22 protein-coding genes are annotated in these 24,693 nt (G+C 74.8%); 14 read left to right on the forward strand and 8 right to left on the reverse strand.

Annotated features, from left to right (window positions below):
* The first annotated feature begins 27 nt into the window (after positions 1 to 27).
* Positions 28 to 834, forward strand: a complete 807-nt coding sequence (locus IPL61_35110; protein ID MBK9036421.1) for an MBL fold metallo-hydrolase — start codon at positions 28 to 30, stop codon at positions 832 to 834.
* A gap of 22 nt (positions 835 to 856) precedes the next feature.
* Here the strand turns inward: IPL61_35110 and IPL61_35115 are convergent, their stop codons facing one another.
* Entirely contained in the window at positions 857 to 1,771 is a 915-nt protein-coding gene (locus tag IPL61_35115) for an RluA family pseudouridine synthase (protein ID MBK9036422.1), read from the reverse strand.
* 217 nt (positions 1,772 to 1,988) lie between these two features.
* Between IPL61_35115 and IPL61_35120 the strand changes: the two genes are divergently transcribed.
* Complete coding sequence (locus IPL61_35120; protein ID MBK9036423.1) at positions 1,989 to 2,399, forward strand: hypothetical protein; 411 nt, start codon at positions 1,989 to 1,991, stop codon at positions 2,397 to 2,399.
* 3 nt (positions 2,400 to 2,402) lie between these two features.
* Here IPL61_35120 and IPL61_35125 read toward each other — a convergent pair whose 3' ends face one another.
* Both IPL61_35125 and IPL61_35130 read right to left on the reverse strand, forming a co-directional pair.
* Complete coding sequence (locus IPL61_35125; GenBank protein MBK9036424.1) at positions 2,403 to 3,140, reverse strand: phospholipase D family protein; 738 nt, start codon at positions 3,138 to 3,140, stop codon at positions 2,403 to 2,405.
* Between the two features lie 59 nt (positions 3,141 to 3,199).
* Entirely contained in the window at positions 3,200 to 3,742 is a 543-nt protein-coding gene (locus IPL61_35130; protein MBK9036425.1) for an ATP-binding protein, read from the reverse strand.
* Between the two features lie 166 nt (positions 3,743 to 3,908).
* Between IPL61_35130 and IPL61_35135 the strand changes: the two genes are divergently transcribed.
* Entirely contained in the window at positions 3,909 to 5,339 is a 1,431-nt protein-coding gene (locus tag IPL61_35135) for a hypothetical protein (GenBank protein MBK9036426.1), read from the forward strand.
* A 568-nt stretch (positions 5,340 to 5,907) separates the two neighbouring features.
* Here the strand turns inward: IPL61_35135 and IPL61_35140 are convergent.
* Positions 5,908 to 7,020 (reverse strand): DUF4157 domain-containing protein, encoded by a 1,113-nt coding sequence (locus IPL61_35140; protein ID MBK9036427.1) that lies wholly within the window; start codon positions 7,018 to 7,020, stop codon positions 5,908 to 5,910.
* Positions 7,021 to 7,094: 74 nt separating this feature from the next.
* Here IPL61_35140 and IPL61_35145 point away from each other — a divergent pair, with 74 nt between their 5' ends.
* A complete protein-coding gene (locus IPL61_35145; protein MBK9036428.1) occupies positions 7,095 to 8,714 on the forward strand; it encodes a hypothetical protein in 1,620 nt (539 codons plus the stop codon).
* A 93-nt stretch (positions 8,715 to 8,807) separates the two neighbouring features.
* Here the strand turns inward: IPL61_35145 and IPL61_35150 are convergent, their stop codons facing one another.
* Together IPL61_35150 and IPL61_35155 are read right to left on the reverse strand one after the other, a co-directional pair.
* Positions 8,808 to 10,139, reverse strand: a complete 1,332-nt coding sequence (locus IPL61_35150) for a hypothetical protein (protein ID MBK9036429.1) — start codon at positions 10,137 to 10,139, stop codon at positions 8,808 to 8,810.
* Positions 10,136 to 10,840, reverse strand: a complete 705-nt coding sequence (locus IPL61_35155) for an HmuY family protein (protein MBK9036430.1) — start codon at positions 10,838 to 10,840, stop codon at positions 10,136 to 10,138. The genes IPL61_35150 and IPL61_35155 overlap by 4 nt, the downstream gene beginning before the upstream one ends.
* 110 nt (positions 10,841 to 10,950) lie before the next feature.
* Between IPL61_35155 and IPL61_35160 the strand changes: the two genes are divergently transcribed.
* From IPL61_35160 to IPL61_35170, 3 genes are all read left to right on the forward strand, one after another.
* The gene (locus tag IPL61_35160) at positions 10,951 to 12,096 is read left to right on the forward strand and encodes an acyl-CoA dehydrogenase family protein (protein ID MBK9036431.1); all 1,146 of its coding nucleotides are present in this window, start codon (positions 10,951 to 10,953) and stop codon (positions 12,094 to 12,096) included.
* Positions 12,097 to 12,110: 14 nt separating this feature from the next.
* Entirely contained in the window at positions 12,111 to 12,881 is a 771-nt protein-coding gene (locus IPL61_35165) for a hypothetical protein (protein MBK9036432.1), read from the forward strand.
* A gap of 163 nt (positions 12,882 to 13,044) precedes the next feature.
* Positions 13,045 to 13,620 carry a GNAT family N-acetyltransferase gene (locus IPL61_35170; protein MBK9036433.1) on the forward strand — a complete coding sequence of 192 codons (576 nt, stop codon included), beginning with the start codon at positions 13,045 to 13,047 and terminating at the stop codon, positions 13,618 to 13,620.
* A gap of 9 nt (positions 13,621 to 13,629) precedes the next feature.
* Here the strand turns inward: IPL61_35170 and IPL61_35175 are convergent, their stop codons facing one another.
* Entirely contained in the window at positions 13,630 to 14,445 is an 816-nt protein-coding gene (locus IPL61_35175) for an alpha/beta fold hydrolase (GenBank protein MBK9036434.1), read from the reverse strand.
* A 1-nt stretch (position 14,446) separates the two neighbouring features.
* Positions 14,447 to 14,923: a hypothetical protein gene (locus IPL61_35180; protein ID MBK9036435.1), complete on the reverse strand. Its 477-nt coding sequence runs from the start codon at positions 14,921 to 14,923 to the stop codon at positions 14,447 to 14,449.
* Between IPL61_35180 and IPL61_35185 the strand changes: the two genes are divergently transcribed.
* The 7 genes from IPL61_35185 (at position 14,913) to IPL61_35215 (ending at position 24,655) form a co-directional block, all read left to right on the forward strand.
* On the forward strand, positions 14,913 to 15,785 hold the full coding sequence (locus IPL61_35185) for a hypothetical protein (GenBank protein MBK9036436.1): 873 nt from the start codon (positions 14,913 to 14,915) through the stop codon (positions 15,783 to 15,785). The two genes, IPL61_35180 and IPL61_35185, sit on opposite strands and share 11 nt — an antisense overlap.
* The gene (locus IPL61_35190) at positions 15,782 to 16,480 is read left to right on the forward strand and encodes a hypothetical protein (protein ID MBK9036437.1); all 699 of its coding nucleotides are present in this window, start codon (positions 15,782 to 15,784) and stop codon (positions 16,478 to 16,480) included. The genes IPL61_35185 and IPL61_35190 overlap by 4 nt, the downstream gene beginning before the upstream one ends.
* 50 nt (positions 16,481 to 16,530) lie before the next feature.
* The gene (locus tag IPL61_35195; protein MBK9036438.1) at positions 16,531 to 21,006 is read left to right on the forward strand and encodes a DEAD/DEAH box helicase; all 4,476 of its coding nucleotides are present in this window, start codon (positions 16,531 to 16,533) and stop codon (positions 21,004 to 21,006) included.
* A complete protein-coding gene (locus tag IPL61_35200; GenBank protein ID MBK9036439.1) occupies positions 21,003 to 21,416 on the forward strand; it encodes a hypothetical protein in 414 nt (137 codons plus the stop codon). Before IPL61_35195 ends, IPL61_35200 begins: the two co-directional genes overlap by 4 nt.
* A 116-nt stretch (positions 21,417 to 21,532) precedes the next feature.
* A complete protein-coding gene (locus tag IPL61_35205) occupies positions 21,533 to 22,960 on the forward strand; it encodes an HTTM domain-containing protein (GenBank protein ID MBK9036440.1) in 1,428 nt (475 codons plus the stop codon).
* Positions 22,950 to 23,615 (forward strand): endonuclease III, encoded by a 666-nt coding sequence (locus tag IPL61_35210; protein MBK9036441.1) that lies wholly within the window; start codon positions 22,950 to 22,952, stop codon positions 23,613 to 23,615. The genes IPL61_35205 and IPL61_35210 overlap by 11 nt, the downstream gene beginning before the upstream one ends.
* A 170-nt stretch (positions 23,616 to 23,785) precedes the next feature.
* Entirely contained in the window at positions 23,786 to 24,655 is an 870-nt protein-coding gene (locus tag IPL61_35215; protein ID MBK9036442.1) for a hypothetical protein, read from the forward strand.
* The last annotated feature ends 38 nt before the right edge of the window (positions 24,656 to 24,693 follow it).

A 24,693-nucleotide genomic window follows, 5' to 3' on the forward strand; every position in this document is an offset into this window, starting at 1 on the left:
GTCATCACCTGCACGCCAGAGGCCGCCATGGAACCGCCGTTCGCGCCCGCCGATCAGCTGGTCGTCCTCCCGTCCCACCTCCCGGCGCCCGGCCTGGGCCTGCTCCCGGTCCAGGCGTTCCTGCTCCGCGGGGACGCGCCGGTCCTCATCGACGCCGGCCTGGCCGTCGAGCAGGACGCCTTCCTCGACGCCCTCGACTGCCTGATCGATCTCCACGACCTGCGCGCGCTGGTGATCACCCACGACGACGCCGACCACACCGGCGCCCTCGCGCCGCTGCTGGACCGCGCACCCCACGCGGTCGTCGTCACGTCGCAGCCCGGCGCCGGCAAGCTGAGCGCGAGCCATCGCGTGCCGCCGGACCGCCTGCGGGTCGCCACGCCGGGCCGGCGCCTCGACATCGGCGCGCGCGCCTTCCGCGTCCTGCCCGCGCCGCTCTACGACAGCCCCGGGACCTTGATGCTCCTCGACGAGCACGCCGGCTGGCTGTTCTCGTCCGACGCGTTCGGCGCGTTCCTGCCCCGCACCGCCGAGGACAGCGACGAGCTCGACCCGCGCGCCGTGCTCGACGGCATGTCTTGGTTCGGCCGCGCGCGCGCACCCTGGGTCGCCCACGAGGACGCCGCGCGCTGGCGCGATCGGATCGAGGCGACGCGCGCCGTCGACCCGAGCTGGCTGTTCGCGAGCCACCTGCCACCGACACGGGGCGCGCTCCTCGAGCAGCTCTGGGCGCGGGCCGCGGCGCTCCCGCGCGAGGGCGAGGTGATGATCACGGGCGCGGACGTGCGGATCGAGGCCCGGCCGGCGGGCGCGGCGGCGGTCAGCCGCGGCTGAGCCACGACCGGCCCGCTGAACCTCAGCGCCGCGCGGCGATCCAGTCGCGCATGCCGGCCGGCGGCGGCCGCTCGAACCGCAGGCGCGCGCCGGTGACCGGGTGCACGAAGCCGAGCGTGGCCGCGTGCAGCATCAGGCGCGGCGCCGCGAGCAGCGCGCCGCCGCGGTTCTCGAAGTCGCGGCCGTAGACCTCCTCGCCGACCAGCGGATGGCCGGCCTCGCTCAGGTGGATGCGGATCTGGTGGGTCTTGCCGGTCTCGAGCCGGACCTCGCACACGGTCGCGCCGCGCAGGGCCTCGCCGGCGGTGACGTGGGTGACCGCGCGCTTGCCCTGGCGCGCGTGCGAGGTCGAGCCGCGGAGGCCGTCGCCGCGATCGGTGACCAGCCACGACTCGATCGTCTGGGTGCGCACGACGCCGTGGGCCACGCACGCGTACGCGCGCTCGCACGAGTGATCGCGCAGCTGCGCCGCCAGCCCCAGCTCGGCGCGCTTGCTCTTGGCGAACATCAAGAGCCCCGAGGTCGCCTTGTCGATGCGGTGGACGACGTGCAGCGGCGTCTCGGTCGCCTGCCGGCCCATGCGCCGCCAGGCCGCGCGGATCAGGTCCATCGCGGTGCCGGTCTCGCGCTCGTCGTAGGGCACCGACGAGATGCCCGGCGGCTTGTCGATCACGACGACGTGGGCGTCGTCGTGGACCAGGTCGCCCTCGCGCAGCGGATCGCGCGGGCGCGGCGCCGCCAGCCGCACCTCGATCGCCTCGCCGCCGCGCATGCGCGCGTCGATCGCCAGCACCGCCGCGCCGCCGACCAGCACCTTGCCCGTGGCGATCCACTTCTTCACCACCGACCACGGCTCGCCGCTGGCGTCGCGCACGACCGCCGCCAGCGTCGCCCCGGCCGCGGCCGCGGGCACGGTCCAGGGGGCGGGCACCGGCATCGCGCGTGTGTACAGCCGCGGCGATCGGGTCGCAACCAGCCCGCGCCCAACGATCGGGTCGGGACCGACCCAGGCGGCGCCGACGCCCGGGCCGGCGTGGACCCAGGTGTGAGCGCACCTACCTGTGGATCCACGCACCTACGCGCTGGCACCGAGGCTGCACAAGGGTTCGGCACCGACCCCGACAACCTGAAACCGAGCCACTGGAGATTCCGTCATGAAGCCCATCAAGTTCATCGTCCTCGCCGCCGCCGCCATCGCCTTCCTCGGCGTCTTCATCCTGCCGTACATCAGCGTCGGCCCGGTCAGCTTCACGCTCTGGAAGCTCCGCAACCTCAACCCGCGCGAGTCGCTGGTGCACCCGTACATCATCATGCTGATGTCGATGCCCGGCCTGGTGCTCGGCGGGCTCGCGCTGCGGGCCCAGAAGCTGCCGCGCTGGACCACGATCATCACGCTCATCTGCTTCGCGATCAGCACGTTCATCGCGCTCGCGGTGTTCTCGAAGACCCAGACCAAGTTCGGCGAGCACGGCGGCTTCGGCGCCAAGCTGATGGTCCTGGCGATGATCGCCGGCGCCGGCGCCAGCCTCGTCAACATCATCAAGCCCGACACCGGCAAGGCCTGAACGTCAGCCTCGTCCCCGCGCCGGCCGCGACCGCCTGGTCGCGGTCTGCGCGCGTTTCGGTGACGACCGCGGCGACGACGACGACGCTGGCGGCGCGGACTTCGGCGACGGCCGCGGCGGCGCCGGCGGCGCGGATTTCGGCGATGGCGCGACCGGCGCCGGCGCGGGCCGCACGAGGTCGAGCGGCCTCGGGCACAGCGCGCGCAGCTTGCAGTCCGCGCACTCGCCGCCGGTCCAGACGTGCTCGTACAGCCCCTGCACCTGGTCGAGCAGCGGCCCGTCGTCGGTGACCACGCCCAGCTCGAAGTTGCGCCGGCCGCTGCCGCGCGCGCCCAGGCCGGCGCCGGTCCAGTTGGCCGAGCCCAGGTACAGGAGCGCGCCGTCGACGACGACGATCTTCCAGTGGACGCGCGGGCACTGGCGCAGCGCGAGCCCGGCGGCGAGCCCGGGGTGCTGGGCGCGGCCGGCGACGAACGGCCGCGACGGGCGATCGGCGTGGAGCACGCGCAGCTCGACGCCCTTGGCCGCGAGCTCGGCCAGCGCCGCCATGATCGACCGATAGCTGGCGCGCCCGAGCTGCCGACGCCGCCCGGGCGCCGCGCGGTGATCCTCGATCATCAGCTCCTTCAGGTTCGCGGTGGCGATCCACACGCTGGTCTCGGCGGCCAGCACCGCCGCGATCACCCGCTGGTAGTGCCCGCGCCCGCCGATCAGCTCGAGCGCGACCGGCCGCGCCGGCATGATGAGGTCGACCTCGGGGCCGCGGCGCGGCGCGGTGCGGACGCGCCGGGCCACGCGCGCTACCGGCGGGTGCTCGCCAGCACCTGCCCCATCGACAGGTACTCGCCGCGCCCGGCCTTGATCACGGTGTCCTGATCGATCACGCCGCGCCCGTCGCCAGCGGCCATGAACGCCGCGGCCAGCGCCGCGTTGCGGATGTTGGCGCCGCTCATCTTGGGGTAGGCCTCGGCCAGCGCCGCGTAGTCGAGATCGGCGCCCAGCGGCGCCTCGTCGGTCGCGAGCAGGCGGCGCCACAGGAGCGTGCGCTCGTCGTCGTCGGGGTGCGGGAACACGATGTGGGCCGCGAGCCGGCGCTTGAGCGCCTTGTCGATCGCGGTGTCGAGGTTGGTCGTGAGGATGACCACGCCGCCGAACCGCTCGATGCGCTGCAAGAGGAAGTTGACCTCGAGGTTGGCGTAGCGATCGTTGGCGCCCTTGACGTCGGAGGTGCGCTGGCCGAACAGCGCGTCGGCCTCGTCGAACAGGAGCAGCGCGTGCCCGGCCTCGGCCGCGTCGAAGATCTGCGCGAGCTGCTTCTCGGTCTCGCCGACCCACTTGCTCACGACCTTCGACAGGTCGACCTGGTACAGGTCGAGCTCGCAGCTCGGCGGCGATGAGGCCCGCGACCATGGTCTTGCCGGTGCCGGGCGCGCCCGAGAACAGCGCCGCCACGCCGACGCCGCGCGGCATCTTGGTCCGGTAGCCCCACTGCTCGTAGACCACGTGGGCGTGGCGCACGCGCGCCGCCAGGCCCCGCACCTGCGCGAGCACGTCGTCGGCCAGCACGAGGTCGTCCCAGGTCTGCTTGACCGCGACCCGATCGGCCAGCGAGCCGAGCTTCTCGGCGATGTTATGGCGCACGCCCGCGAGCAGCTCGCCCAGGTCGAGCGTGCGCCCGACGTGCAGCAGCCGGGCGCTGTCGACCGCCCGCCGGATCGCGCCCGCGCCCAGCGGGAACCGGATCGCCAGCACCTGCGCGGCCTCGGCGGTCGCGCCGTGGGCCCGCCACAGCCGCTCGCGGGTCTCGACGTCGGGCACCGGCCACCCCACGCGCACGGTCGGCGCTCGGCTGCCCAGATCGAGCCCGGGCCGGGTCGACACCAGCACGACCGGGCCGTCGGCGTCGTCGATGAACTGCGCCAGCACCAGCGCGCGCTCGTCCTTGCCGCCCTCGCCGCCGCCGAGCTCGTCGAGCCCGACGATCACCGGCACCGCGCCGTGGAGCAGCGTCTCGCGCCGGAGCGCGCGCAGGTGCGCGGCCAGCACCGCGGCGTTCGGCGCGCGCGCCAGCTCGATCGCCAGCATCGGCCGCGGCGACGCCAGCGCCACCGCGGTGCGGCGCCCGGTCAGCGCCGGCCCCTCGACCACCAGCGCCACCGGGTCGCCGGTCGCGAGCGGCTCGGTGATCGCGGTCAGGGCCTTGGCCTGGACCGCGTCGTGGATCACCGTCGCCGGCGCCGCCAGCCACAGGCAGTCGGGGTCGACCCGGGGCGCGCCGGCGAGGTGCGCGACCAGCTCGCGCGCCGGCGCCAGGGTCCACGCGCTCGCGACCCGCTCGCCGTGGCCCACCAGCAACAGGCCGCGCCGCACCAGCGGGTGATCGCCGACGAAGGCCAGGCCCAGCGCCCGCGCCCGCTCGGGCGGCAGCTCGACCATCCGGCAGAACAGGGTCAGCGTCAGGCCGTAGCTGGCGCGCTCGTCGAGCTCGAGCGCGTGCACGCGCATCGGCGGGTTCGCGGCCAGGGCGACCGCGGCCCAGACCAGCTCGACGGTGTCGGCGTCGAGGCCGAGCGCGCGGGTCAAGGTCAGCATCGGCCGGGTCGCGACCTCGTCGGGCAGCGCCGCGATCGCCGCCTCGACCTCGGCCAGGTCGACCTCGAGCTGGGCCCGCACGTCGAGCGCGGGCGTGACCTCGCGCCGGACCACGGCGCGCATCGCCCGCAGGTACGCGCGGTGGATCTGCAGGTCGAACTCGTGCCGCGCCGGGGGCGCGCCGCTCACGATCCGGGGATCCACAGGTCGACGCGGCTGGCCAGCTCGCCGGCGTCGGCGGCGCGGCAGGTCGTGAACACGAACCCGACGCCGGGCATCGACTTCGCGCGGGCGACGCAGCCGTCGGCCCGGGTGCGGCTGTCGTCGATCGTCGGCGGCCGCGGGTAGGTGTGCAGGTCCGGGTACGAGGCCTTGAGCGCGGCCAGGCTGACGCCGACGCCGTGGCCGGCCGCGGTGACCGCGCCGGGGCCGTCGATCATCACCATCGTCACCTTGGCGCCGCCGCGCGCCGCGGTCACGGCCGGCACCCGCAGCTGCTCGATCGGCGGCGGGCCGTCGAACCCGCCCTTGGCCATCTTCGCGAACGGCCCGCCGGTGACGAACGCGGTCAGGCCCGGCCCGTCGAACCGGAAGCCGTCGACCGGCTGGGCGTCGGCGATGAACCGCGCGACGTAGCGGCCGGCGAGCCCGTCGTCGATCAGCTCGGCCGGCAGCGGCTGGCCCAGCGTGATCGGGCCGACCTGCCCCGCGGCGATGATCCAGCGCGGCGCCGGCGCGGCGTCGACGGGCGGATCGCTCGGGGCCGTCACCGCGGCGGCGTCCGGGGGCGTGGCGGTCGCGACGATCGACGGCGGCGGCGGCGCGGTCGGCGCCGGGGCCGAGGCGCCCTTGCCACACGCCACCGCGGCGACGATCACCAGGCTCGCGCGCACGTTCACGAGGCTCGCGCGCACGATCACGGGACCGAGATGTACCAGAGCATGATCCGCTGCGACGAGTACCAGTCCGACGAGTCGGACAGCGCCTCGCCGTTGAACAGATCGACGTGCCCGGTGCCGCCGTAGCTGAAGATCTTGTCGAACGCGACGATGCCCTTGCGCCCGGCCAGGAGCGGCTTGACCTCCTTGTCGAAGGCCTCGCGGAACTCCTCCTCGTCCTTGTAGCGCTTGCCGCCCGGCGGCAGCGACACGTCGGGCGCGCGGAAGTACTTGCTCAGGTAGGTCCACATCTCGCGCGCCGCGAGGATGTAGTACTGCTTGGTGGCCTTGCTGTAGTGCGGCTTGCGCTCGATGCCGGCGGCCTTGGTCTTGGCCGGGGTGATCGTCTCGCCGATGCCGTTGAGCATGACGCTCAGGCGCACCGCGCAGGTGTTGTCGATGTAGTCGGGCAGGCCGTGATCCTCGCGGACCTGATCGCTCGACGTGTCCTCCTCGCCGCCCCACCCGTCGTTGTGCGGGTGGGCGTCCCACATCTCCTGGAACCCCTCGTCGCCCTTGGGCAGGTCGTGCTTCATCTGCACCGCGCCGCCGCCGCCGGCGCTGGCCGCGGTCGGCCCCGCCATCTGCGACAACAGGTACTCGGCGGGCTCGCCGGCGACGACCGCGTCGGCGACGCGATCGGCGTGGCGCTCGTAGGGATCGCCCTCGCGGCCGACCCCGCCGGCGAGGTGGACGCCGGCCCGCTGCTGGACGACGTGCGCGGCCTCGTGGGCGGCGGTGTGCAGGTCGGGCGCGCCCTTGAAGGCGACCTGGTCGCCGGTGGCGTAGGCCTGGGCGCCGATCGACTCGCACGCCTGCGCGGCCTGGCCGCCGGTGTGGGCGCTCACGCCCGACACGTCGTAGCTGCCGAACGACTGCTGGATCTGATCCTGGAACGGCAGCGCCTGGCCCGCGCCCGCGACGCCCTGGGCCGCGGCGCCGGCGACGTCACCACCGAGCGCACCCTTGCCCTGCACCGCGAGGCGCGCGTCCGCGCCGGCGCCCCGCTTGGGACGGTGGTCCTCGCGATCGGCCATCACCTGATCGAGCTCGGCGTCAGCGTGGCCAGGACGAAGGGCTTGCTCCAGCATCCGGCCAGGGTACCGCAGCCGCCTACCCAAGTCATCGCCCTTCCGTGCGGGACCGGGGTGCGGTAGGTGAGCGCATGCGCGCCCGAACCTTCCCGCTGATCTGTGCCCTCGCCCTCGGCGTCACCGCGTGCGGAGGCAAGGCCGCGCCGCCGCGCCCGCCCGCGGCCCAGGCGGTCGACGTGCCGGCGCCGCAGCCGGTGGTGCCGCCGCCGCCGGTCGACGCGCTGCCGACGATCCCGTCGACGCCGCAGCCGGCGCCGGCCGATCTGCTCGCGACGGGCACGATCGGCGACCCGATCGCGACCCTGACCGCGCTGATCGCCTACGCCGACGCGGTCAAGCCCGGGATCGGCGCGGTGCTGAACCCCGCCAGCGTCGTGCAGATGGCGGCCGCCCAGGGGCTCGACCTGCGCGGCGTCGATCTGTCGCGACCGGCGCGCGCGCTGGTGCTGGACCCGAAGCGCAACCCGGCGCCGCTGGTGGTCGTGGTCGCGGTCGCCGACGAGCGCGCGCTCCGGACCCAGGTCGACGCGCTGGACCTGGCGCTGGTCGTCCACGACGGGTGGGCGGCGATCGGCAGCCCGGCCGCGCTGCGGGCCGCGGCGCCCTACGCGCTCACGACCGCGGTCACCCTGCCCGCGCCGGCGATGCCGCAGGTGTCGATCGACATCGCGGCGGTGATGACGCGCTACAAGCCGATGCTGGCCGGGTTCATCGACGGGGCCATCGCCGCGCAGCCGCCGAACCTGCAGGTCTACACCGCGTCGTCGATGCGGGCCTACCTGGAGCTGTTCGACCAGCTCGATCGGCTCGACCTCGCGCTCGAGCTCGACCGCGATCGCGCCAGCGTCGCGATGATGGTGGCGCCGCGCGCCGGCACCGGCGTCGCGGCCTTCACCGCGCAGCAGCGCCCCGGCGACTTCAAGCTGCTCGAGCGCCTCGGCGCCGCGCCGATGATGATGGGCGGACGCCTCGAGACCGGCGCGGTGTTCACGCAGCTGCTCGAGCTGAGCGCACCGATGGTGGAGTCGATGTACGGCGCCCAGCTCGCCGGGAACATCGGGGCGCTGTTCGCGCGCTGGCCGACGCTGGCCAACGGCGAGAACGCGATGACCCTCGACCTGACCGGCGGCAAGGTCAGCGCCGCCGGGCTGTGGGACATCACCGACGGCGCCGCCGCGCAGCAGCTGTGGTTCGACTACCTGACCGCGCTCGGCGCCGCGGCCGGCGGGACCATGGCCACGACCGTCGACGTCAAGGCGGCCACCTACCGCGGCGTCCGCTTCGCGCGCGGCCACACCGTCGCCACCACCGCGGCGACCAAGGCGTCGATGTCGATGTACGGCGGGCAGCTCGACTTCGGCTACGCCGTGCCGGGCAAGCTGTTCGCGGTTGCGCTCGGGCAGGACGTCGTCGCCCAGCTCCGCGCGCTCACCGACATCGCGCTGCCCAAGAAGCGCGCGACGACCAAGGTCGCGCCCGGCCTGGCCGCCACGCTCGCGCAGGCCCGCACCCGCGGCGACAGCTTCGTCGTCGCGATCGACGCGCCGGCGATCCGATCCGCGTTCCAGCCCAGCGCCGGCGCGATCCCGCCCGCGGCCGAGCTCGCGGCGGCGGCGATCGGCGTCCACGGCGGCGCCCTGACGCTGCGCCTGACCATGCCGGCCAGCCAGCTCGCGCCGCTGGTCCCCTGATCGTCGCGCCGCGCGACGAGCGCTCCGGGCCGCGGCTGGCTCCGCCGATCGGCGGCGGCTCGGCGGCGGCTCGGCGCGCCGGACCGCGGGTGGCTACGCCGACCGGCGGCGCCGGCGGGCCAGCGCCGCGCCGACGACCAGCAGCGCGCCGACGCTGGCGTCGGGCGACGACGACGCGCAGCCGCAGCCGCCGGCCTCGTCGGGCGGCGGCGTGTACGGCGCGATCGCGACCGTGGTCTCCTGCTGGATGCCGCCGCGGATCGCGCTGGTGATGACGACCTCGAGGTCGACCGGGTCGCCGGACGGGACCACGTCGATCGTGTGGACCGTCGCGGCGACGTCGTCGGTGACGCGCGTGACCGTCGCGTCGCCGCCGAGCACGCGCGCCTCGATCGCCACCGCCCGCTGCGCGCTGACCTCGATGCGCGACGACTCGGCCACGCCGGTGATCGGCAGGTACCGGGCCGAGAAGCCCTCGACGATCGCGGTCGCCGCGCCCGGCGCCACCAGCGGCGGCTCGCGCAGCGCCGCGGCCAGCCGGCCGGCGTCGGGGTAGCTGGTGCCGTCGGCGAAGCGGCCGGTGCGCGCGTTCCAGCGCGTGAACTCGATCCACTCGTCGGTCAACGCGCGGCCGCGCCCGGTCAGCTCCGCGTCGATGGCGGTCAGGAACGTCGGGTCGGCGCCGGTGTCCTCGCACCCGGCCCAGGCCGCGGCCGTGATGCCGGCGCCGACGTGGGCCTCGAGGAAGTACGGCCACAGCGCGGCGCCGTACGGGTACAGATCGCCGAAGCCGGCGCCGGGACGATCGAACGGCCGGAACGGCTTGGCCTGGAACGCCGCCACCAGGTGCTCGAAGTCGTCCTGCTCGGGGTAGACCACCTCCTCGGCCCAGACCGCGGAGCCCTCGGACCACGCGATCGGCTGATCGCTGTCGTACGCGCTCTGGACGGCGTGGAACAGCTCGTGGCTGGTGAGGATGCGCAGCGCCATCGACACCGACGGATAGTTGTAGCCGACGAAGTCGTTCTCGATCGTCATGTGGCCGCTGCACGTGAACGGCGTCTGCGCGCAGCTGTCGGCGGTGAAGCTGCCGTCGGCGCCGGCCAGGTCGCGCAGGTAGATGTCGAGCCGGTCGTCGCCGCCGAGCGCGCCGTCGGACAGCGGCGGCCGGAAGCCCAGCGCCGCGAACGCCGCCAGCGACTCGTCGCCGCGCAGCGCCGCCTCCTCGACGAAGTCGGGCACGCCGCTGGCGTCGCTGTCGAGCGCCGGCACCGCGTCGGCGCTGGTCGTGACGTAGTGGATGCGGACCCGGCCGCCGGGCCGGGCGTAGGTCTCGGGAGTGGTGCCCGGCGCCCAGGGATCGCGATCGGCGACGGCGACGGTCGGCGCCGCGACCAGCGCGGCCGCGACCAGCGCGGCTCTCACAGCGGCGCCCACTCGACCTGGTAGTACGCGCCCCGCATCGGGTTGGCGGCGTCGCCGTAGTACGTGACGATGCGCAGCTTGCGGTGCACGCCCGGGGCGATCCGCAGCACCCAGACCTGGGTCTTGGGCGTCAGCACGTGGGTCTGATCGTCGTAGTCGTACCAGGTCGACATCACCGTGGCCGGCTCGCCGGTCGGGCCGGCGATCAGCGTGCAGGTCGCGTCGGCCCAGTCGTCGGTGGTCAGGGTCGCCGGCACGGCGTCGACGTCGCCGAGGAACTCGACCGCCACTGGTGCGGCCGCGACGTCGCCGGGGCCCGAGTCGCCGCCGTTGATCTTGATGCCGGCGCGCTTGAACGCGATGTGCCACGCGGTCGACGACAGCGCGGTCGTGTCCGAGATGTCGACCTTGGTGCCGGTCATCAGGTCCAGGTAGACGTAGGGGTTGTCGGCGGCGGCGGCGGTGCCGCCGGCGGTGGCGTCGATCGTGCCGCTGGTCACACCCGCGGCGGTCGTCACGTTGACCGCGCCGGCCGAGATCGTCGCGATCGGCCGCCACTGCGTCGGCAGCGCGGTGGCGGGATCGCAGCCGTCGGCGTCGATCGGCGGCCCGGCGTCGACGTCGGCGGTGCCGTCGTCGCCTCCGCAGGCGACGGCGAGGAGGAGCAGGAGCGACGAACCCAGGCGCAGGAGAGGCGACATAGGGCCGGACGATAGGCCAAGCCGGGCCCGCGCGCACCACCCGCGTGTGAACCCGGCCGAGACAGATGGTGTTGGCCAGCGGCCCGATCCCCCGTGGTACTCAGGGGGCGATGGACCGCACGCTGTTCTCGCCCGACCACGGGCTGTTCCGGCAAGCCTTCCGCCAGTTCGTCGACAAGGAGATCAAGCCGAACCAGGCGCGCTGGGCCGAGGCCGGCATCGTCGACCGCGCGGCGTGGCGCAAGGCCGGCGCCGCCGGCTTCCTGTGCCCGTGGCTGCCCGAGGCCAGCGGCGGCCCTGGCGGCGACTTCCTGCACTCGACGATCATCATGGAGGAGCTGGCCTACGGCTACGAGAGCGGCTTCGCGATGGCGTTGCACTCGGACATCTGCGCGCCCTACCTCGACAGCTTCGGGTCGCCCGAGCAGCGCCAGCGCTGGCTGCCGGGGTGCGCGTCGGGCGAGCTGATCCTGGCGATCGCCATGACCGAGCCCGGCACCGGCAGCGACCTGGCCGCGATCAAGACCACCGCGGTCCGGGACGGCGACGACTACGTCATCAACGGCGCGAAGACCTTCATCTCCAACGGCCAGCTCTGCGACCTGGTGATCGTCGCGGCCAAGACCGATCCGGATCCCGCGAACGCCCACCGCGGCATCTCGCTGATCGTGGTCGAGGCCAGCCGCGCCGGCTTCGTGAAGGGCAAGCGGCTCGAGAAGATGGGCATGGCGTCCCAGGACACCAGCGAGATGTTCTTCGAGGACTGCCGGGTGCCGGTCGCCAACCGGCTCGGCCCCGAGGGCGGCGGCTTCATGATGCTCATGCAGAAGCTGCAGCAGGAGCGGCTGTGCGTGGCGATCGGCGCCCAGGCGGTGGCCGAGCAGGTCATCAAGGACACGATCGCGTACACCAAGGAGCGGACCGCGTTCGGCAAGCCGATCTCGAAGTTCCAGAACACCCAGTTCAAGCTGGTCGAGTGCGCCACCAAGGTGCAGCTCGGCCGGGTGTTCCTCGACGAGCTGGTCCGCCAGCACGTCGCCGGCAAGCAGCTGGTGACCGAGTGCTCGATGGCCAAGTGGTGGGTGACCGACACCAGCCAGGAGATCATCGACACCTGCCTGCAGTTCTTCGGCGGGTACGGCTACATGCTCGAGTACCCGGTGGCGCGGGCGTTCATGGACGCGCGGGTGCAGCGCATCTACGCCGGCACCAACGAGATCATGAAGGTGATCATCGCCAAGCAGCTGGGGCTGTAGCGATGCGGCCGACGGTGCTCGTCGTCGCGCTGGGCGCGGTCGCGGTGATCGGCTGCGCCTCGGCCCGCACCCCCGGCGAGGTCGACGCCGCGGTCGCGGCCGACGCCGGCGCCGTCGACGCGCCTGACCTCGACGGCGGCGACGTCGACGCGCCCGACCTCGACGCCGCGCCGATCGACGCCGCGCCGATCGACGCCGCGCTGCTCGACGCCGCGCTGCTCGACGCGCGCCCGATCGACGCGGTGCCCGCCGACGCGCCGATCGACGCCGTGCCGATCGACGCCGCGTGCACGCCGACCTGGACCAACCTGCTCGGCAACGGCGGCTTCGAGGTCGGCGTCACGCCGTGGACCCAGACCACGACCATCATCCGCACCTCGGCGCAGATGCCGTTCGCGCCCCAGGCCGGCACCTACGCGGCGCTGCTCGGCGCCACCAACAACGCCAACGACGTGCTCGTGCAGACGGTCACGATCCCGGCCACGTCGACCGGGCTGCGCCTGCGCGGCTACAACTGCTTCGTCACCGAGGACATCATCATCACCGACGCCGACCGGTTCACCGCCCGGCTCGAGACCCCGGCCGGCGTCGCGGTCGAGACCCTGGCCAGCGAGACCAACTCGACGATCGCCCCGATCTGCGCCTGGCTGCCGTTCACGTGGACCGCCGCCGGCGGCCACCCCGGCGAGACGCTGGTGCTGCGGTTCCAGGTCACGACCAACTTCGCGCTGCTGTCGCGGTTCGCGCTCGACAGCCTCGCGCTCGAGGCGCTGGCCTGCCCGTGACGCGGCGCCTGCGATTGTCGTGAGCGCGCTGCTGGCCGCCCGCACCGGCCCGTAGGACAATCGCGCCATGGCAGCACCGAAGCGCCCGGCCCCCGGGCGCACCCGCACGCCCAAGCCGACCGGCAAGAAGCCGCGCGCCGGCAAGGCCGCCTCCGCAGCCCCGATGATCGAGGTCCGGCGCATCCACCGGCGCGATCTCAACCGGGTCTGGGAGTTCCTGAAGATCAGCTTCCACCACGTCAACCTCGAGACCGTCGAGTACCAGCGGCCGCGCACCAAGAAGCGGTTCGTCAAGACCTACGACGAGGAGGGCGTCGACCAGCTGGTGTTCGAGGTCGGCGATCAGATCGTGGCCTACGCCGAGTGCGCCCACGAGGTCATCGGCACCGACAGCTGGATCAACGAGGCCTACTTCGAGCGCCGCAAGATGCGGCCGCTGTTCGTCGAGGAGCTGGCGGTCCACCCCGACTGGAACGGCCGCGGCGTCGGCGGGTTCGTGCTCGAGCAGCTCCACCACCTCGCCAAGGTCCGCGGCCTGTCGCACCTGGTGCTCGAGGTGGCCGAGAACAACGAGCACGCGCTGAGCTGGTACCGCAAGCGCAACTTCCGCAAGCTCGACGCCGCGATCTTCCTGGCCGCGTCGGTCGACACCGAGGACGAGCTCTTGCCGCCCAAGCCGGTCAAGGCGCCCGAGGCGAGCGCGCCGACCACGGCCCCCGTCCCGGACGACCCCGAGTAGGCAGCCGCGTCAGGGCGCGGGCAGCGCCGCGACGACGTGGTCGACCACCGCGGCCGGCGCGTCGAGGTGCAGCCAGTGGCCGGCGCCGGCGACGACGTGGGTCGTGACGATCGCCGGCGCGTGCTCGAGCCGGGCCAGATCGTCGGCGCTGACGGTGCCGCCGCGCTCGGCCACGACCATCGTGATCGGCCCGGTCGCGGCCTCGATCGACGGCCACACGTCGACGGCGTAGTAGTCGAGCACCAGGGCGCGCACCGCGTCGAGGTCGAGGCGCAGGCGCAGCCCGCCGTCGACCGGCGCCAGGTTCATCGCCAGCCAGCCGGCCAGCGCCGGCGCGTGGCCGCGCGCCACCAGCGCCGCGACGTAGTCGTCGCGCCGGGGCCACACCTGATCGAGCGCGCGCATCGAGGTCCACGCGTCGCGGACGCTGTTGTCGGGCGCGGCCCAGGCGCCCGGACGCGCGCTGGGCGTCGAGTCGAGGATCACCCGGTGGGCCAGCGCGTCGAGCCCCAGCACGACCTTGCCGCCGAACGAGTGACCGACCGCCACCGCCACCGGCGGGCCGGCGGCGCCGAGCTCGGCGATCAGCGCCGCGACGTCGCCGGTGCAGGCCGCGACCGTGTGCGGCGGCGCGCCCGCGCTCGAGCGCCCGTGCAGCCGCAGATCGATCAGCGCCGCGCCCCAGCCCGGCGCCCGGGCCAGCACCTGGCGGGCGATCGAGCGCCAGTTGCTGCCGCTGCCGTAGAGCCCGTGGGTGAACGCGACCAGCCGGGTCGCGCCGGCCGGGATCAGCAGCTCGTGGTGCAAGGTCGCGCGCGCGGGCACGTCAGAACTGCGCCTCGACGTGCTTGTGCGTGGCCACGAGGTCGATGAGGTAGTTTGCGAGATCGATCACATCCTGATCCTTGGTGCGGCGCGACACCTGCACCGAGATCAGCTCGTGGTCGCCGTCCTCGCCGGGCTCGCGCAGGCGCAGGATGACCGTGCCGTGCTTGGCGTCGGGCTTGCCCCGCTTGCGGCCGCCCACGTCGACGAGCTCGATCAGCCTCCACAGGGTCCGGGCCTCCTTGCTCGACAGCTCGATCGTGCCGATCTCGTCGGACCGGGTCTCGTTGACGACGGCGACCCACAGCGAGTTGCCGCGGGTGCGGAACGTCCATTCGGTGCCGTCGGGCTTGGTGCTGACGAACTCGAACGAACGGCCGTTGACCTCACCGCGAGGATCGTTCGACACTTGCTTGTCGGGCGCGCTGCACGCGACCGACATGGTCAGCGCGACGACCAGAGCGAAGATGCACCGCACGCGCACCACTTCACCAGGTCTGGTCCGCGCCGTCAAAGGCGCGGCGGTCGCGGCGTGCGCGGCGGCCCTGGGCTGCGGGTTCCAGGCCAGCGGGCCCGGCGGTGACGGCGACGGCGGGCGCGTCGACGCCGCGGTGACCGACGGCCCGGTCGCCAGCGACGGCCGCCCACCGCTCGACGCGGTCGACGCGGCCGACCCGCCCGGCGGGTTCTGCGCTGAGGACCCGGCGCTGATCGTGTGCATGACCTTCGACAGTGGCGCCGCGACCAACGAGGTCTTCACCGGGCCGCAGATCACGACGTCGACCGGGCTGACGCCGTCGGTCGGCCGGGTCGGGATGGCCGGCGGGTTCGCGACCGACACCGTCGTCTGGTGGAACGAGACCTCGGCGCTGGACGTGCAAGCGCCGTTCACGATCGAGATGTTCATCTACTACACCGTCGATCCGCCGCTGAACGGCGCGTCCGCCGATCGCCGGATCGGCCTCATCGACAACAACGGCCAGTACTCGATGTTCCTGGGCTGGCACCAGGCCGCCGGCGCGCCCAGCGAGAGCGTCACGCCCTACTGCAACATCAACGCGACCGCCTGGGGCGCGCCGGTGTCGCGCAACACCTGGCACCACGTCGCGTGCGTCCACACCGGGGCGACGCTGACGGTCTACACCGACGGCGTGGCCGGCGTCCCGACCAACACCGCGACCCCGATCACGACCACCGGCGGCGACGGCACCACGCTCGGGCAGAACTGCGACAGCGACCCGACGACGACGTCGACGCCGCTGGTCGGGGGCCTCGACGAGCTGCGGCTCTGGACGGTCGCGCGCTCGCCGGTCGAGCTGCTCGCGGCCGCGCAGCGATGACCCCGGCCGCGCGGGTCGCGGCGATCGCCGACGCGTGCGCGCGCGGCGGCTTCGACCTGCACGCGACCGCGGCCGTCGCCGACTACAACGTCCGGGTTCCGGACGACGTGCGCTTGCCCGACCTGGGCCGGCCCCGGGCCCTGGTGGTCGTGATCGGCAACACCGCGGCGCTGTGGCCCCGGTTCGCGGCCGCGCTGGCCGATGATCCGGACCTCGCGGCCGCGGCCGATCCGCTCGACACCTACGCCGCGCAGGTCATCGGCGCCGCGGTCGCCGCCGCGACGCCCGACGTCGCGACCGAGGTCCGCTACGCGCCCGAGCCGCCGCCGCGGTGCGTGGCGATCCAGCGTCTGGCCGAGGTCGCCGGCCTGGCCGCGCTGGCCCCGAGCCACCTGGCGATCCACCCGATCTACGGGCCGTGGTTCGCGCTGCGGGCCGCCATCGTCATCGACGTCGACGGCCCGCCGCCGCGGCCGGTCCCGGCGCGCGCGTGCGACTGCGCCCAGGGCTGCCAGCCGGCCCTGGACCGCGCGCTCGCCGCGGGCGCGCCGCGCGACGCCGCCGAGCTGCGCGAGCGCTGGCGGCTGTGGCTCGCGGTGCGCGACGCGTGCCCGGTCGGCCGGGCCTGGCGCTACGGCGAGCAGCAGCTCACCTACCACTACACCGGCGATCGCGCGGCGTTGCCGCACGCCTGAGCAGGAGCCGGCCGGCGCCCGTTGTCGGCGGGCGCGGGGCCAGATACTGTATATCCGTGCAGTCCCCGGACCCGCTGACCGGGTTCCACCCGCTCGTCGCGGGCTGGTTCCGCGAGCGCCTCGGCGAGCCGACCGCGCCCCAGCGCGCCGGCTGGCCCGCGATCATCGCCGGCCAGGACACGCTGATCGCCGCGCCGACCGGCTCGGGCAAGACCCTCGCGGCGTTCCTGGCGTGCCTCGACGAGCTGGTCACCGAGGGCCTGCGCGCGCCGCTGCTCGATCGCGTGCACGTGCTGTACATCTCGCCGCTCAAGGCGCTGTCCAACGACATCCACCGCAACCTGAGCGTGCCGCTGGCCGAGATCTCGGCCCGGGCCGCGCGCGACGGGGTGGCGCTGCCGAGGATCGACGTCGGGATCCGCACCGGCGACACGCCCGCGGCCGAGCGCGCGCGCATGGCCAAGCGGCCGCCGCACATCCTGGTGACCACGCCCGAGTCGGTCTACATCCTGCTGACCACCGAGCGCGGCCGCGCGGCCCTGGCCCACGTGCGCACGGTCATCGTCGACGAGATCCACGCGATCGCCGGCGACAAGCGCGGCGCCCACCTGGCGCTGTCGCTCGAGCGGCTCGACCGCCTGGTCGGGCAGACCACCGGCCGCCCGCCGGTCCGGGTCGGGCTGTCCGCGACCCAGCGGCCGATCGAGCGGGTCGCGGCGCTGCTCGGCGGCCGCCGGCCGTTGCCGACGATCATCGATGGCGGCCACCGCCGTGACGTCGATCTCGCGATCGAGATCACCGACGACGAGCTCGGCGCGGTGGCGTCGCTCGAGCAGATGGGCCGGGTCTACGACCGGATCGCCGAGCTGGTCGGGCGGCACCACACGACGCTGGTGTTCGTGAACACCCGCCGGCTGGTCGAGCGGGTCGCGCACGCGCTCGAGCAGCGCCTCGGCGCGGCCGAGGTCGTGGCCCACCACGGCTCGATGTCGCGCGAGCGCCGGCTGATGGCCGAGGAGCGGCTCAAGGCCGGCGCGGTCAAGTGCGCGGTCGCGACCGCGTCGCTCGAGCTCGGCATCGACGTCGGCGCCGTCGATCTGGTCGTGCAGGTCGGCTCGCCGCGCTCGCTCGCGACGTTCCTGCAGCGGGTCGGCCGCTCGGGCCACTCGCTCGGCGCCACGCCCAAGGGCCGCCTGTTCGCGATGACCCGGGATCAGCTGGTCGAGTGCGCGGCGCTGATCCGCGGCGTCCGCCACGGCAACCTCGACCAGCTGACCGTGCGGGTCGCGCCGGTCGACATCCTGTGCCAGCAGATGGTCGCGGCGTGCGCGGCCGAGGAGCTCGGCGAGGACGAGCTGTTCACGCTGGTCACCGGCGCGGCGCCGTACGCGCTGCTGACCCGGGCCCGGTTCGACGAGCTCCTGACGATGCTGTCGGACGGCATGTCGGATCGGCGCCGGGTCGGCCAGCTCTTGCACCGCGATCGGGTCGGCGGCCGGCTCAAGGCCCGGCGCGGCGCGCGCCTGCTGGCGATCACCTCGGGCGGCGCGATCCCCGACAACGCCAACTACGCGGTGGTCGAGCACCCGAGCGGCACCCGGGTCGGCGACGTCGACGAGGACTTCGCGATCGACTCGCGGGCCGGCGACATCTTCCTGCTCGGCAACACCGCGTGGAAGATCCACCGGGTCGAGAACGGCCGGGTCTTCGTCGAGGACGCCCACGGCCAGCCGCCGACGATCCCGTTCTGGTTCGGCGAGGCCCCGGCCCGGACCCGCGAGCTGTCCGACGAGGTGTCGGCGCTGCGCGGCGAGCTCGATCGCCGGCTCGGCGACGGCGAGGCCTGGGGCGTGATCGCGGCCTGGCTCGTCGTCGAGACCTCGATGTCGCGTGGCGCCGCGGAGCAGCTCGTCGCGTACCTGGCGGCCGGGCGCGCGGCGCTGGGCGCGCTGCCGCGCAAGGACCTGCTGATCGCCGAGCGGTTCTTCGACGAGGGCGGCGGCATGCAGCTGGTGATCCACGCGCCGCTGGGCGGCCGCCTCAACCGAGCCTGGGGCCTGGCGCTGCGCAAGCGCTTCTGCCGCGGCTTCAACTTCGAGCTCCAGGCCGCGGCCACCGACGACGGCATCGTGATCTCGCTCGGGCAGCCGCACAGCTTCCCGCTGGCGAGCGTGTTCGGCTACGTGCCGGCGCACCTCGCCGAGGAGATCCTGGTGCAGGCGCTGCTCGATCAGCCGATGTTCGAGGTGCGGTGGCGCTGGAACGTGACCCGGGCGCTGATGGTCGCCCGCCGGATCGGCGGCAAGAAGGTGGCGCCCAACCTGGTGCGGATGCGCGCCGCCGATCTGCTGAGCGTGGTGTTCCCCCAGGCCCAGGCCTGCCTCGAGACCGTCGTCGGCGACCGCGAGATCCCCGACCACCCGCTGGTCCAGGACGTGCTCCACGACTGCCTGACCGAGGCGCTCGACGGCGCTGGCCTGACCGCGCTGTGCGCCGCGATCGAGCGCGGCGAGATCCAGATCCTGACCCGGGACTCGGTCGAGCCGTCGCCGCTGTGCCACGAGCTGATCAACGCCAACCCGTACGCGTTCCTCGACGACGCGCCGCTCGAGGAGCGCCGCACCCGCGCCGTCAACCTGCGCCGGGGCCTGCCGGCCGAGCTGGCCGAGACCACCGGCGCGCTCGCGCCCGAGGCCATGACCGCGGCCGAGGACGAGGTCGCCCCGGTCGTCCGGGATCCGGACGAGCTGCACGACGCGCTGCAGACGCTGTGGCTGGTGCCGGCGGACCGGGCCGACGCGCTGGCCCGCGACCCGGCCTGGCTGGCGGCGCTGGCCGCGGCCGGCCGCGCCACGCTCTTGACCTGGCCCGCCGACGGCGCCCGGCCGGCCGGCGCCGGGTGGGTCGCGACCGAGCGGCTCGGCGCCGTGCGGGCGCTGGTGCCCGACGCCGAGGCCACGCCGGCGCTCGCGACCCCGACGTGGGCGACCGCGCTCGAGCCCGACGTGACGCTGCGGCGGATCGCCGCCGCGCACCTCGACGTCAGCGGGCCGCGGACCGCCGCGGCGCTGGCGACCGCGCTGGCGCTGGCCCCGGCCGCGGTGCTCGAGGCGCTGCTCGGGCTCGAGGCCGACGGCGACATCCTGCGCGGCAACTTCACCGGCCGTCGCGCCGTGACCCCGACGTCGGTGCCGGCGGCGATCGCCGCGGCCGACGACGACCTGGTCCGGATCGAGTGGTGCAACCGCCGGATCCTCGCGCGCATCCACCGCCTGACGCTGCAGCGGCTGCGGCGTGAGATCGAGCCGGTCGACGCGTCGGCGCTGATGCGGTTCCTCCTGCGCTGGCAGCGCGTGGCCAAGGGCGCGCAGGTGATCGGCGCCGACGGCCTGACCCGCGTGCTCGATCAGCTGTCGGGGTTCGAGACCGCGGCCGGCGCCTGGGAGCGCGAGGTGCTGCCGGCCCGGCTGCACGGCTACGACGCGACCTGGCTCGATCAGCTGTGCCTGGGCGGCGCGATCGCGTGGTGCCGGCTGTCGGCGCGCAAGACCGACGGCGACGGCGCGCGCGCGACGCCGTCGCGGGCGGCGCCGCTGGCGCTGTTCCGCCGCGCCGACGGCGGCTGGCTGCGCGCGCCGCTGGCCACCGACGGCGACGAGCCGAGCCTGTCGCCCGAGGCCAGCGCCGTCGCCGGTCGCCTGCGCGCCGGCGGCGCGGTGTTCTTGACCGATCTGGTCGCCGACGTCGGCCTCGCGCCCGACGCGGTCGAGGACGCGCTGTGGGAGCTGGTGGCCGCCGGCCAGGCCTCCGCCGACGGCTTCGCGTCGCTGCGCGTGCTGATCGAGCGCAAGCGCGGCGAGCCGCTGCGCAGCCGGTTCGATCAGCCGGCCCGCGGCACGGTCGAGGCCTCGCACGCCTGGCGCGAGGCGGTGCGGCGCGCGCGCGAGAAGGAGCGGGCCCGCCCGGCCCAGGCGGTGCGGTCGCTGCCGACCGCCGCCGGGCGCTGGTCGCTGCTGGCGCCGCCGCGGGCCGACGCGCTCGATCCCGAGGCCTCGGCCCGGCAGCTGCTGGCCCGCTACGGCGTCGTGTTCCGCGATCTGCTGGTGCGCGAGACCGCGCTGCCGCCGTGGCGCGAGCTGGCGATGGCGCTGCGCCGGCTCGAGGCCCGCGGCGAGATCCGCGGCGGCCGGTTCGTGACCGGGTTCGTCGGCGAGCAGTTCGCCCTGCCCGAGGCGCTCGACGAGCTGCGCGCGGTCCGGGCCCCGGCCGCGACCGCCGAGCTGGTGCGCACCGCCGCGACCGATCCGCTCAACCTGGTCGGCGTCGTCACGCCCGGCCCGCGCGTGCCGGCGGTGATCGGCAACGCGATCCTGTGGCGCGACGGCGCCCCGATCGCCTCGCTCGAGGCCGGCGCCGTGGTCGTGCGCACGACGCTCGAGCCGGGCGCGCGGATCGCCGACGATCTGACGTATCATGGGCCGCCGCGGCGATCGTCGCCGCCGGCGCAGCCCGCGCTCCCGCTGTGACCGCCTCGCCCCTCCGCTCGCTCGCCGCTCGGTTCCGCCCGGCCTGGCCCCACGCCTTCATCGCCGGGTTCGTGGCGCTGCAGCTGCTGTTGCCGCTGCAGTACTACCTGGCGCGCCGCGATCGCCACGACGAGCGGTTCGCGTGGCGGATGTTCTCGTCGACCCGCATGCTCAAGTGCGCGGTCGAGGTGCGCGTCGACGACCGCCCGATCGAGCTGACCCGCGAGTTCCACGACGCCTGGATCGCGATCGCGCAGCGCGGCCGCCGCGCGGTGATCGAGGCCATGGGGGCGCGCCTGTGCGCGCGGCACCCCGGCGCGACGGTGACGGCGTTCCTGACCTGCAAGCCGGCGCGCGGCGACGCCTACTCGGTCGGCGGCTTCGACCTGTGCACGATCCCGGAGCTCTAGGCATCGCCGTGGCCAAGCGCACCCGCTCTCAACGCTCCCGCGGCGGCCCCCGGCCCGCGCCAGCCACCGACGGCGCCGCCGCCGACGCGCCCGCGCCCGCGCCTCGACGAGCGCCCGTGCGCGCGGCCGCGTTGCCCGCGGCCCTGCGCGGCCGGTTCTGGCTCGACTTCGATCGGTCGTGGTCGAGCTGGGTCATCTTCCGCACGATCTTCTTCGGCCTGCACGCGATCGACGCGGTGCTGCAGCTCGCCCACGCGCCGCGCTACGGCGCCGGCGGCTTCAACGTGCCGCAGCTGCCGCTGCCGTTCATGCCCGACCCCACCCGGACCGGCATGGCGTTCGTCTACGGCGCGCTCGCGATCGCGTTCGGGCTGATCGCGCTGGGCGTGGCGGTGCGCTGGCTCTTGCCCCTGGCGGCGACGCTCTACGCCTACGCCTACTTCGTCAGCCAGCTCGACTCGTACCAGCACCACTACCTGATGTGCCTGGTGCTGCTGCTCGCGTGCTTCGTCCCGACCGCGCCGACCTCGATCGGCGCCGACGGCCGCCGCTGGCTGCGGTCGTGGGCGCTGCGGCTGGTGCTGGTGCAGCTCGGCATCGTCTACCTGTGGGCCGCGGTCGCCAAGATCGAGGGCCCGTGGCTCGACGGCACGCTGCTCCAGCTCCAGCTCCAGCCCGGCACGATGCGGACGATCGTCGCCGGGCTCGGCTTCGCCACGGTCGCCAAGCTGGTGCTCGCGACCGAGGCCACGCTGGCGGTGACGGTGTGGAACCGCGCGACCTGGTGGCTGGCGCTGCCCCTCGGCGTCGGCCTGCACGTCGGCATCGCCCTGATCGATCTCGAGATCGGCCTGTTCTCCTACTACATGATCGCGGCCTACGTGCTGGTGTTGCCGCCGGCGGCCACGGCCGCGGTCGGCCGCGCGCTGGGCCGGGCGGTCGCGCCGCTGGCGCGGATCCCGACGGCGGCGACGCTGCTCGCTGCGACCGCGGCGCTGATCGTCGGCGTCGTGCTGGTCGCGCGGAACCCGCTGCCGCTGGGCTGGGCGACCGCGCTCGGCGTCGCGATGATCGTCGGGGCCGCCGTCGCTGGTCGCCGTGGCGGCCTGGCCGCGCTGGCCCGCACCCTCGGAGCGGGCGCCGCGGCGCTCGCGCTGGTGGCGACCGTCCTGGCCTCGACCGACGTCGCGGCCGATCACTTCCGCACCTGGGCCGGCGCGTCGCGCCGCCTCGGGCTGCCCAGCGAGCGCGCGGGCTACGAGGGCCTGCTCGCCGTCGACAGCGACTCGGAGTACGCGCACTTCTACCTCGGCCAGCTCGACCTCAAGGCCGGCGCCACCGAGGCGGCGCGCGCGCACTTCGCGGCCGGCCAGCGCGGCGCGCCCACCCGCGTGCGCTGCTACCTGGCCGAGGCCGCGGTGCTCGCGTCGACCGGTCAGCGCGACGACGCCATCGCCACCCTCGAGCGCGGGCTCGCGCGCGTGCCCGGCGATCCCGAGCTGCGCCAGCGCCTCGCGGCGCTGCGAGGCGGCGGTGGCCAGTAGGGCCGAGCGCGCCGCGCGCATCGCGGCGATCCTCGAGCGGCTGTTCCCGGCCCCCGCGATCCCGCTCGACCACGGCGATCCGTTCCAGCTGCTGGTCGCGGTCGTGCTGTCCGCGCAGTGCACCGACGCGCGCGTCAACCAGGTCACGCCGGCCCTGTTCGCGGCCGCGCCCGACGCCGCGGCGATGGCGCGCCTGCCGGTCGCGACGATCCTCGGCCACATCCGCACCTGCGGCCTGGCCCCGACCAAGGCCCGGAACGTGCGTGCGCTGGCCGAGGCGCTGGTGCGCGATCACGCCGGCGCGGTGCCGCCGGACTTCGCCGCGCTCGAGGCCCTGCCCGGCGTCGGCCACAAGACCGCGAGCGTGGTCATGGCCCAGGCCTTCGGCGTGCCGGCGTTCCCCGTCGACACGCACATCCACCGGCTGGCCGCGCGCTGGCGGCTGTCGAGCGGCCAGGACGTCGTCACCACCGAGCGCGACCTCAAGCGGCTGTTCCCCGAGCCGCGCTGGAACGCGCTGCACCTGCAGATCATCTACTTCGGCCGCCGCCACTGCCCGGCCCGCGGCCACGACGTCGGCGCGTGCCCGATCTGCGCGTGGGCCATGACCAAGGCCGCCGCCGCCGCCGAGCGCGCCCGCGGCGCCAGCCGGTAGCGCCCGCGTCGTCGACGGCGTCGTCGGGCCCAGCGGCCCTGGGCGCGGCGCGGCGCGACCGGCGCCCCAGCTCGTCGCGGCGCGCGCCGGACCAGGCCGGGTCGGGCAGGTCGTCATTTGTTCGTGCTTTGCCGTCGCGGCCGGTCCCGATCGGAGCGCACGCTCGTGCCATGCGCAGGCACGAGGTCGTGGCGATGCTCCTGGTGCTCGGCGCCGGGCCGGCCCGCGCCGACGTCGCGCCGGTGGCGGCCGAGCTCACCGCGACGTCGACGCTCGGCCGCGGCGCGCGCCACGCCGCGTGGCGGGCGTTCGACCTCGACACCGCCACGACCTGGTGCCCGGCCGCGCGCGACGACGCCGCGGGCGGCGGTCAGCTCACGGTCACGTTCGCGCAGCCGGTGACCGTGCGCGCGCTCGAGGTCTACGGCCAGCCCCACGACGACGCCGCCGTGCCGCGCGCGCTGACCGTGACCAGCGACGGCGGCGCCGTCACCGTCGCCTTCGACGCGAGCGCGGTCGAGCCGACCGCGATCACGCTGCCGGCCGGCGTCACCAGCAGCCTGACCTTCCGGTTCGGCCCGCGCCCGGCCGGCGACGACCGCCCGGCCTGCATCACCGAGATCGACCTCCAGCTCGACGGCGCGGCGCTGGTCTATGGCGCGCCGCCGGCGGCGGTCGCCGCGCTGCCGACCGCGCTCACCACCCTCGCCGCCGCGCTGGGCCGCTGCGACCGCAAGCGCCTCGCGCGGCTGGTGCACGTCCCGGTCGGCTTCCGCGAGATCGACATGACGACGCGGCACACCTATCCGGAGTCCTCCGAGACCGACCCGCGCGCGTTCCGACGGGTGCGCGACGTCCCGTGCGACTGGACCGTCCACGACCAGGACGGCGATCCCAGCGACCCGGTGCTCGACCAGGGCATGGCGCCGGGCGTGGTCCGCGTGGTCGGCGGCGCCGCCATCACCACGGTGTTCTGGGAGCTGTCGTGGCGGGCCCGGCGCTGGCAGCTGACCTCGATCGACAGCGCGTTCTTCGAGTGACCGGCGCGCGCCAAGCCCGGGCAGTCGTGGCAAGGTCG

This window comes from Myxococcales bacterium, assembly GCA_016717005.1.
Lineage (GTDB): Bacteria > Myxococcota_A > Polyangia > Haliangiales > Haliangiaceae > UBA2376.

Excerpts from the sequence above, each read along its gene's own strand:
- IPL61_35115 (MBK9036422.1), bottom strand. The coding sequence starts at position 1,771 with ATGCCGGTGCCCGCCCCCTGGACCGTGCCCGCGGCCGCGGCCGGGGCG.
- IPL61_35145 (MBK9036428.1), top strand. The coding sequence starts at position 7,095 with ATGCGCGCCCGAACCTTCCCGCTGATCTGTGCCCTCGCCCTCGGCGTC.
- IPL61_35185 (MBK9036436.1), top strand. The coding sequence starts at position 14,913 with ATGCACCGCACGCGCACCACTTCACCAGGTCTGGTCCGCGCCGTCAAA.
- IPL61_35120 (MBK9036423.1), top strand. The coding sequence starts at position 1,989 with ATGAAGCCCATCAAGTTCATCGTCCTCGCCGCCGCCGCCATCGCCTTC.
- IPL61_35190 (MBK9036437.1), top strand. The coding sequence starts at position 15,782 with ATGACCCCGGCCGCGCGGGTCGCGGCGATCGCCGACGCGTGCGCGCGC.
- IPL61_35110 (MBK9036421.1), top strand. The coding sequence starts at position 28 with ATGGAACCGCCGTTCGCGCCCGCCGATCAGCTGGTCGTCCTCCCGTCC.
- IPL61_35140 (MBK9036427.1), bottom strand. The coding sequence starts at position 7,020 with ATGCTGGAGCAAGCCCTTCGTCCTGGCCACGCTGACGCCGAGCTCGAT.
- IPL61_35125 (MBK9036424.1), bottom strand. The coding sequence starts at position 3,140 with ATGCCGGCGCGGCCGGTCGCGCTCGAGCTGATCGGCGGGCGCGGGCAC.
- IPL61_35160 (MBK9036431.1), top strand. The coding sequence starts at position 10,951 with ATGGACCGCACGCTGTTCTCGCCCGACCACGGGCTGTTCCGGCAAGCC.
- IPL61_35155 (MBK9036430.1), bottom strand. The coding sequence starts at position 10,840 with ATGTCGCCTCTCCTGCGCCTGGGTTCGTCGCTCCTGCTCCTCCTCGCC.
- IPL61_35215 (MBK9036442.1), top strand. The coding sequence starts at position 23,786 with ATGCGCAGGCACGAGGTCGTGGCGATGCTCCTGGTGCTCGGCGCCGGG.
- IPL61_35170 (MBK9036433.1), top strand. The coding sequence starts at position 13,045 with ATGATCGAGGTCCGGCGCATCCACCGGCGCGATCTCAACCGGGTCTGG.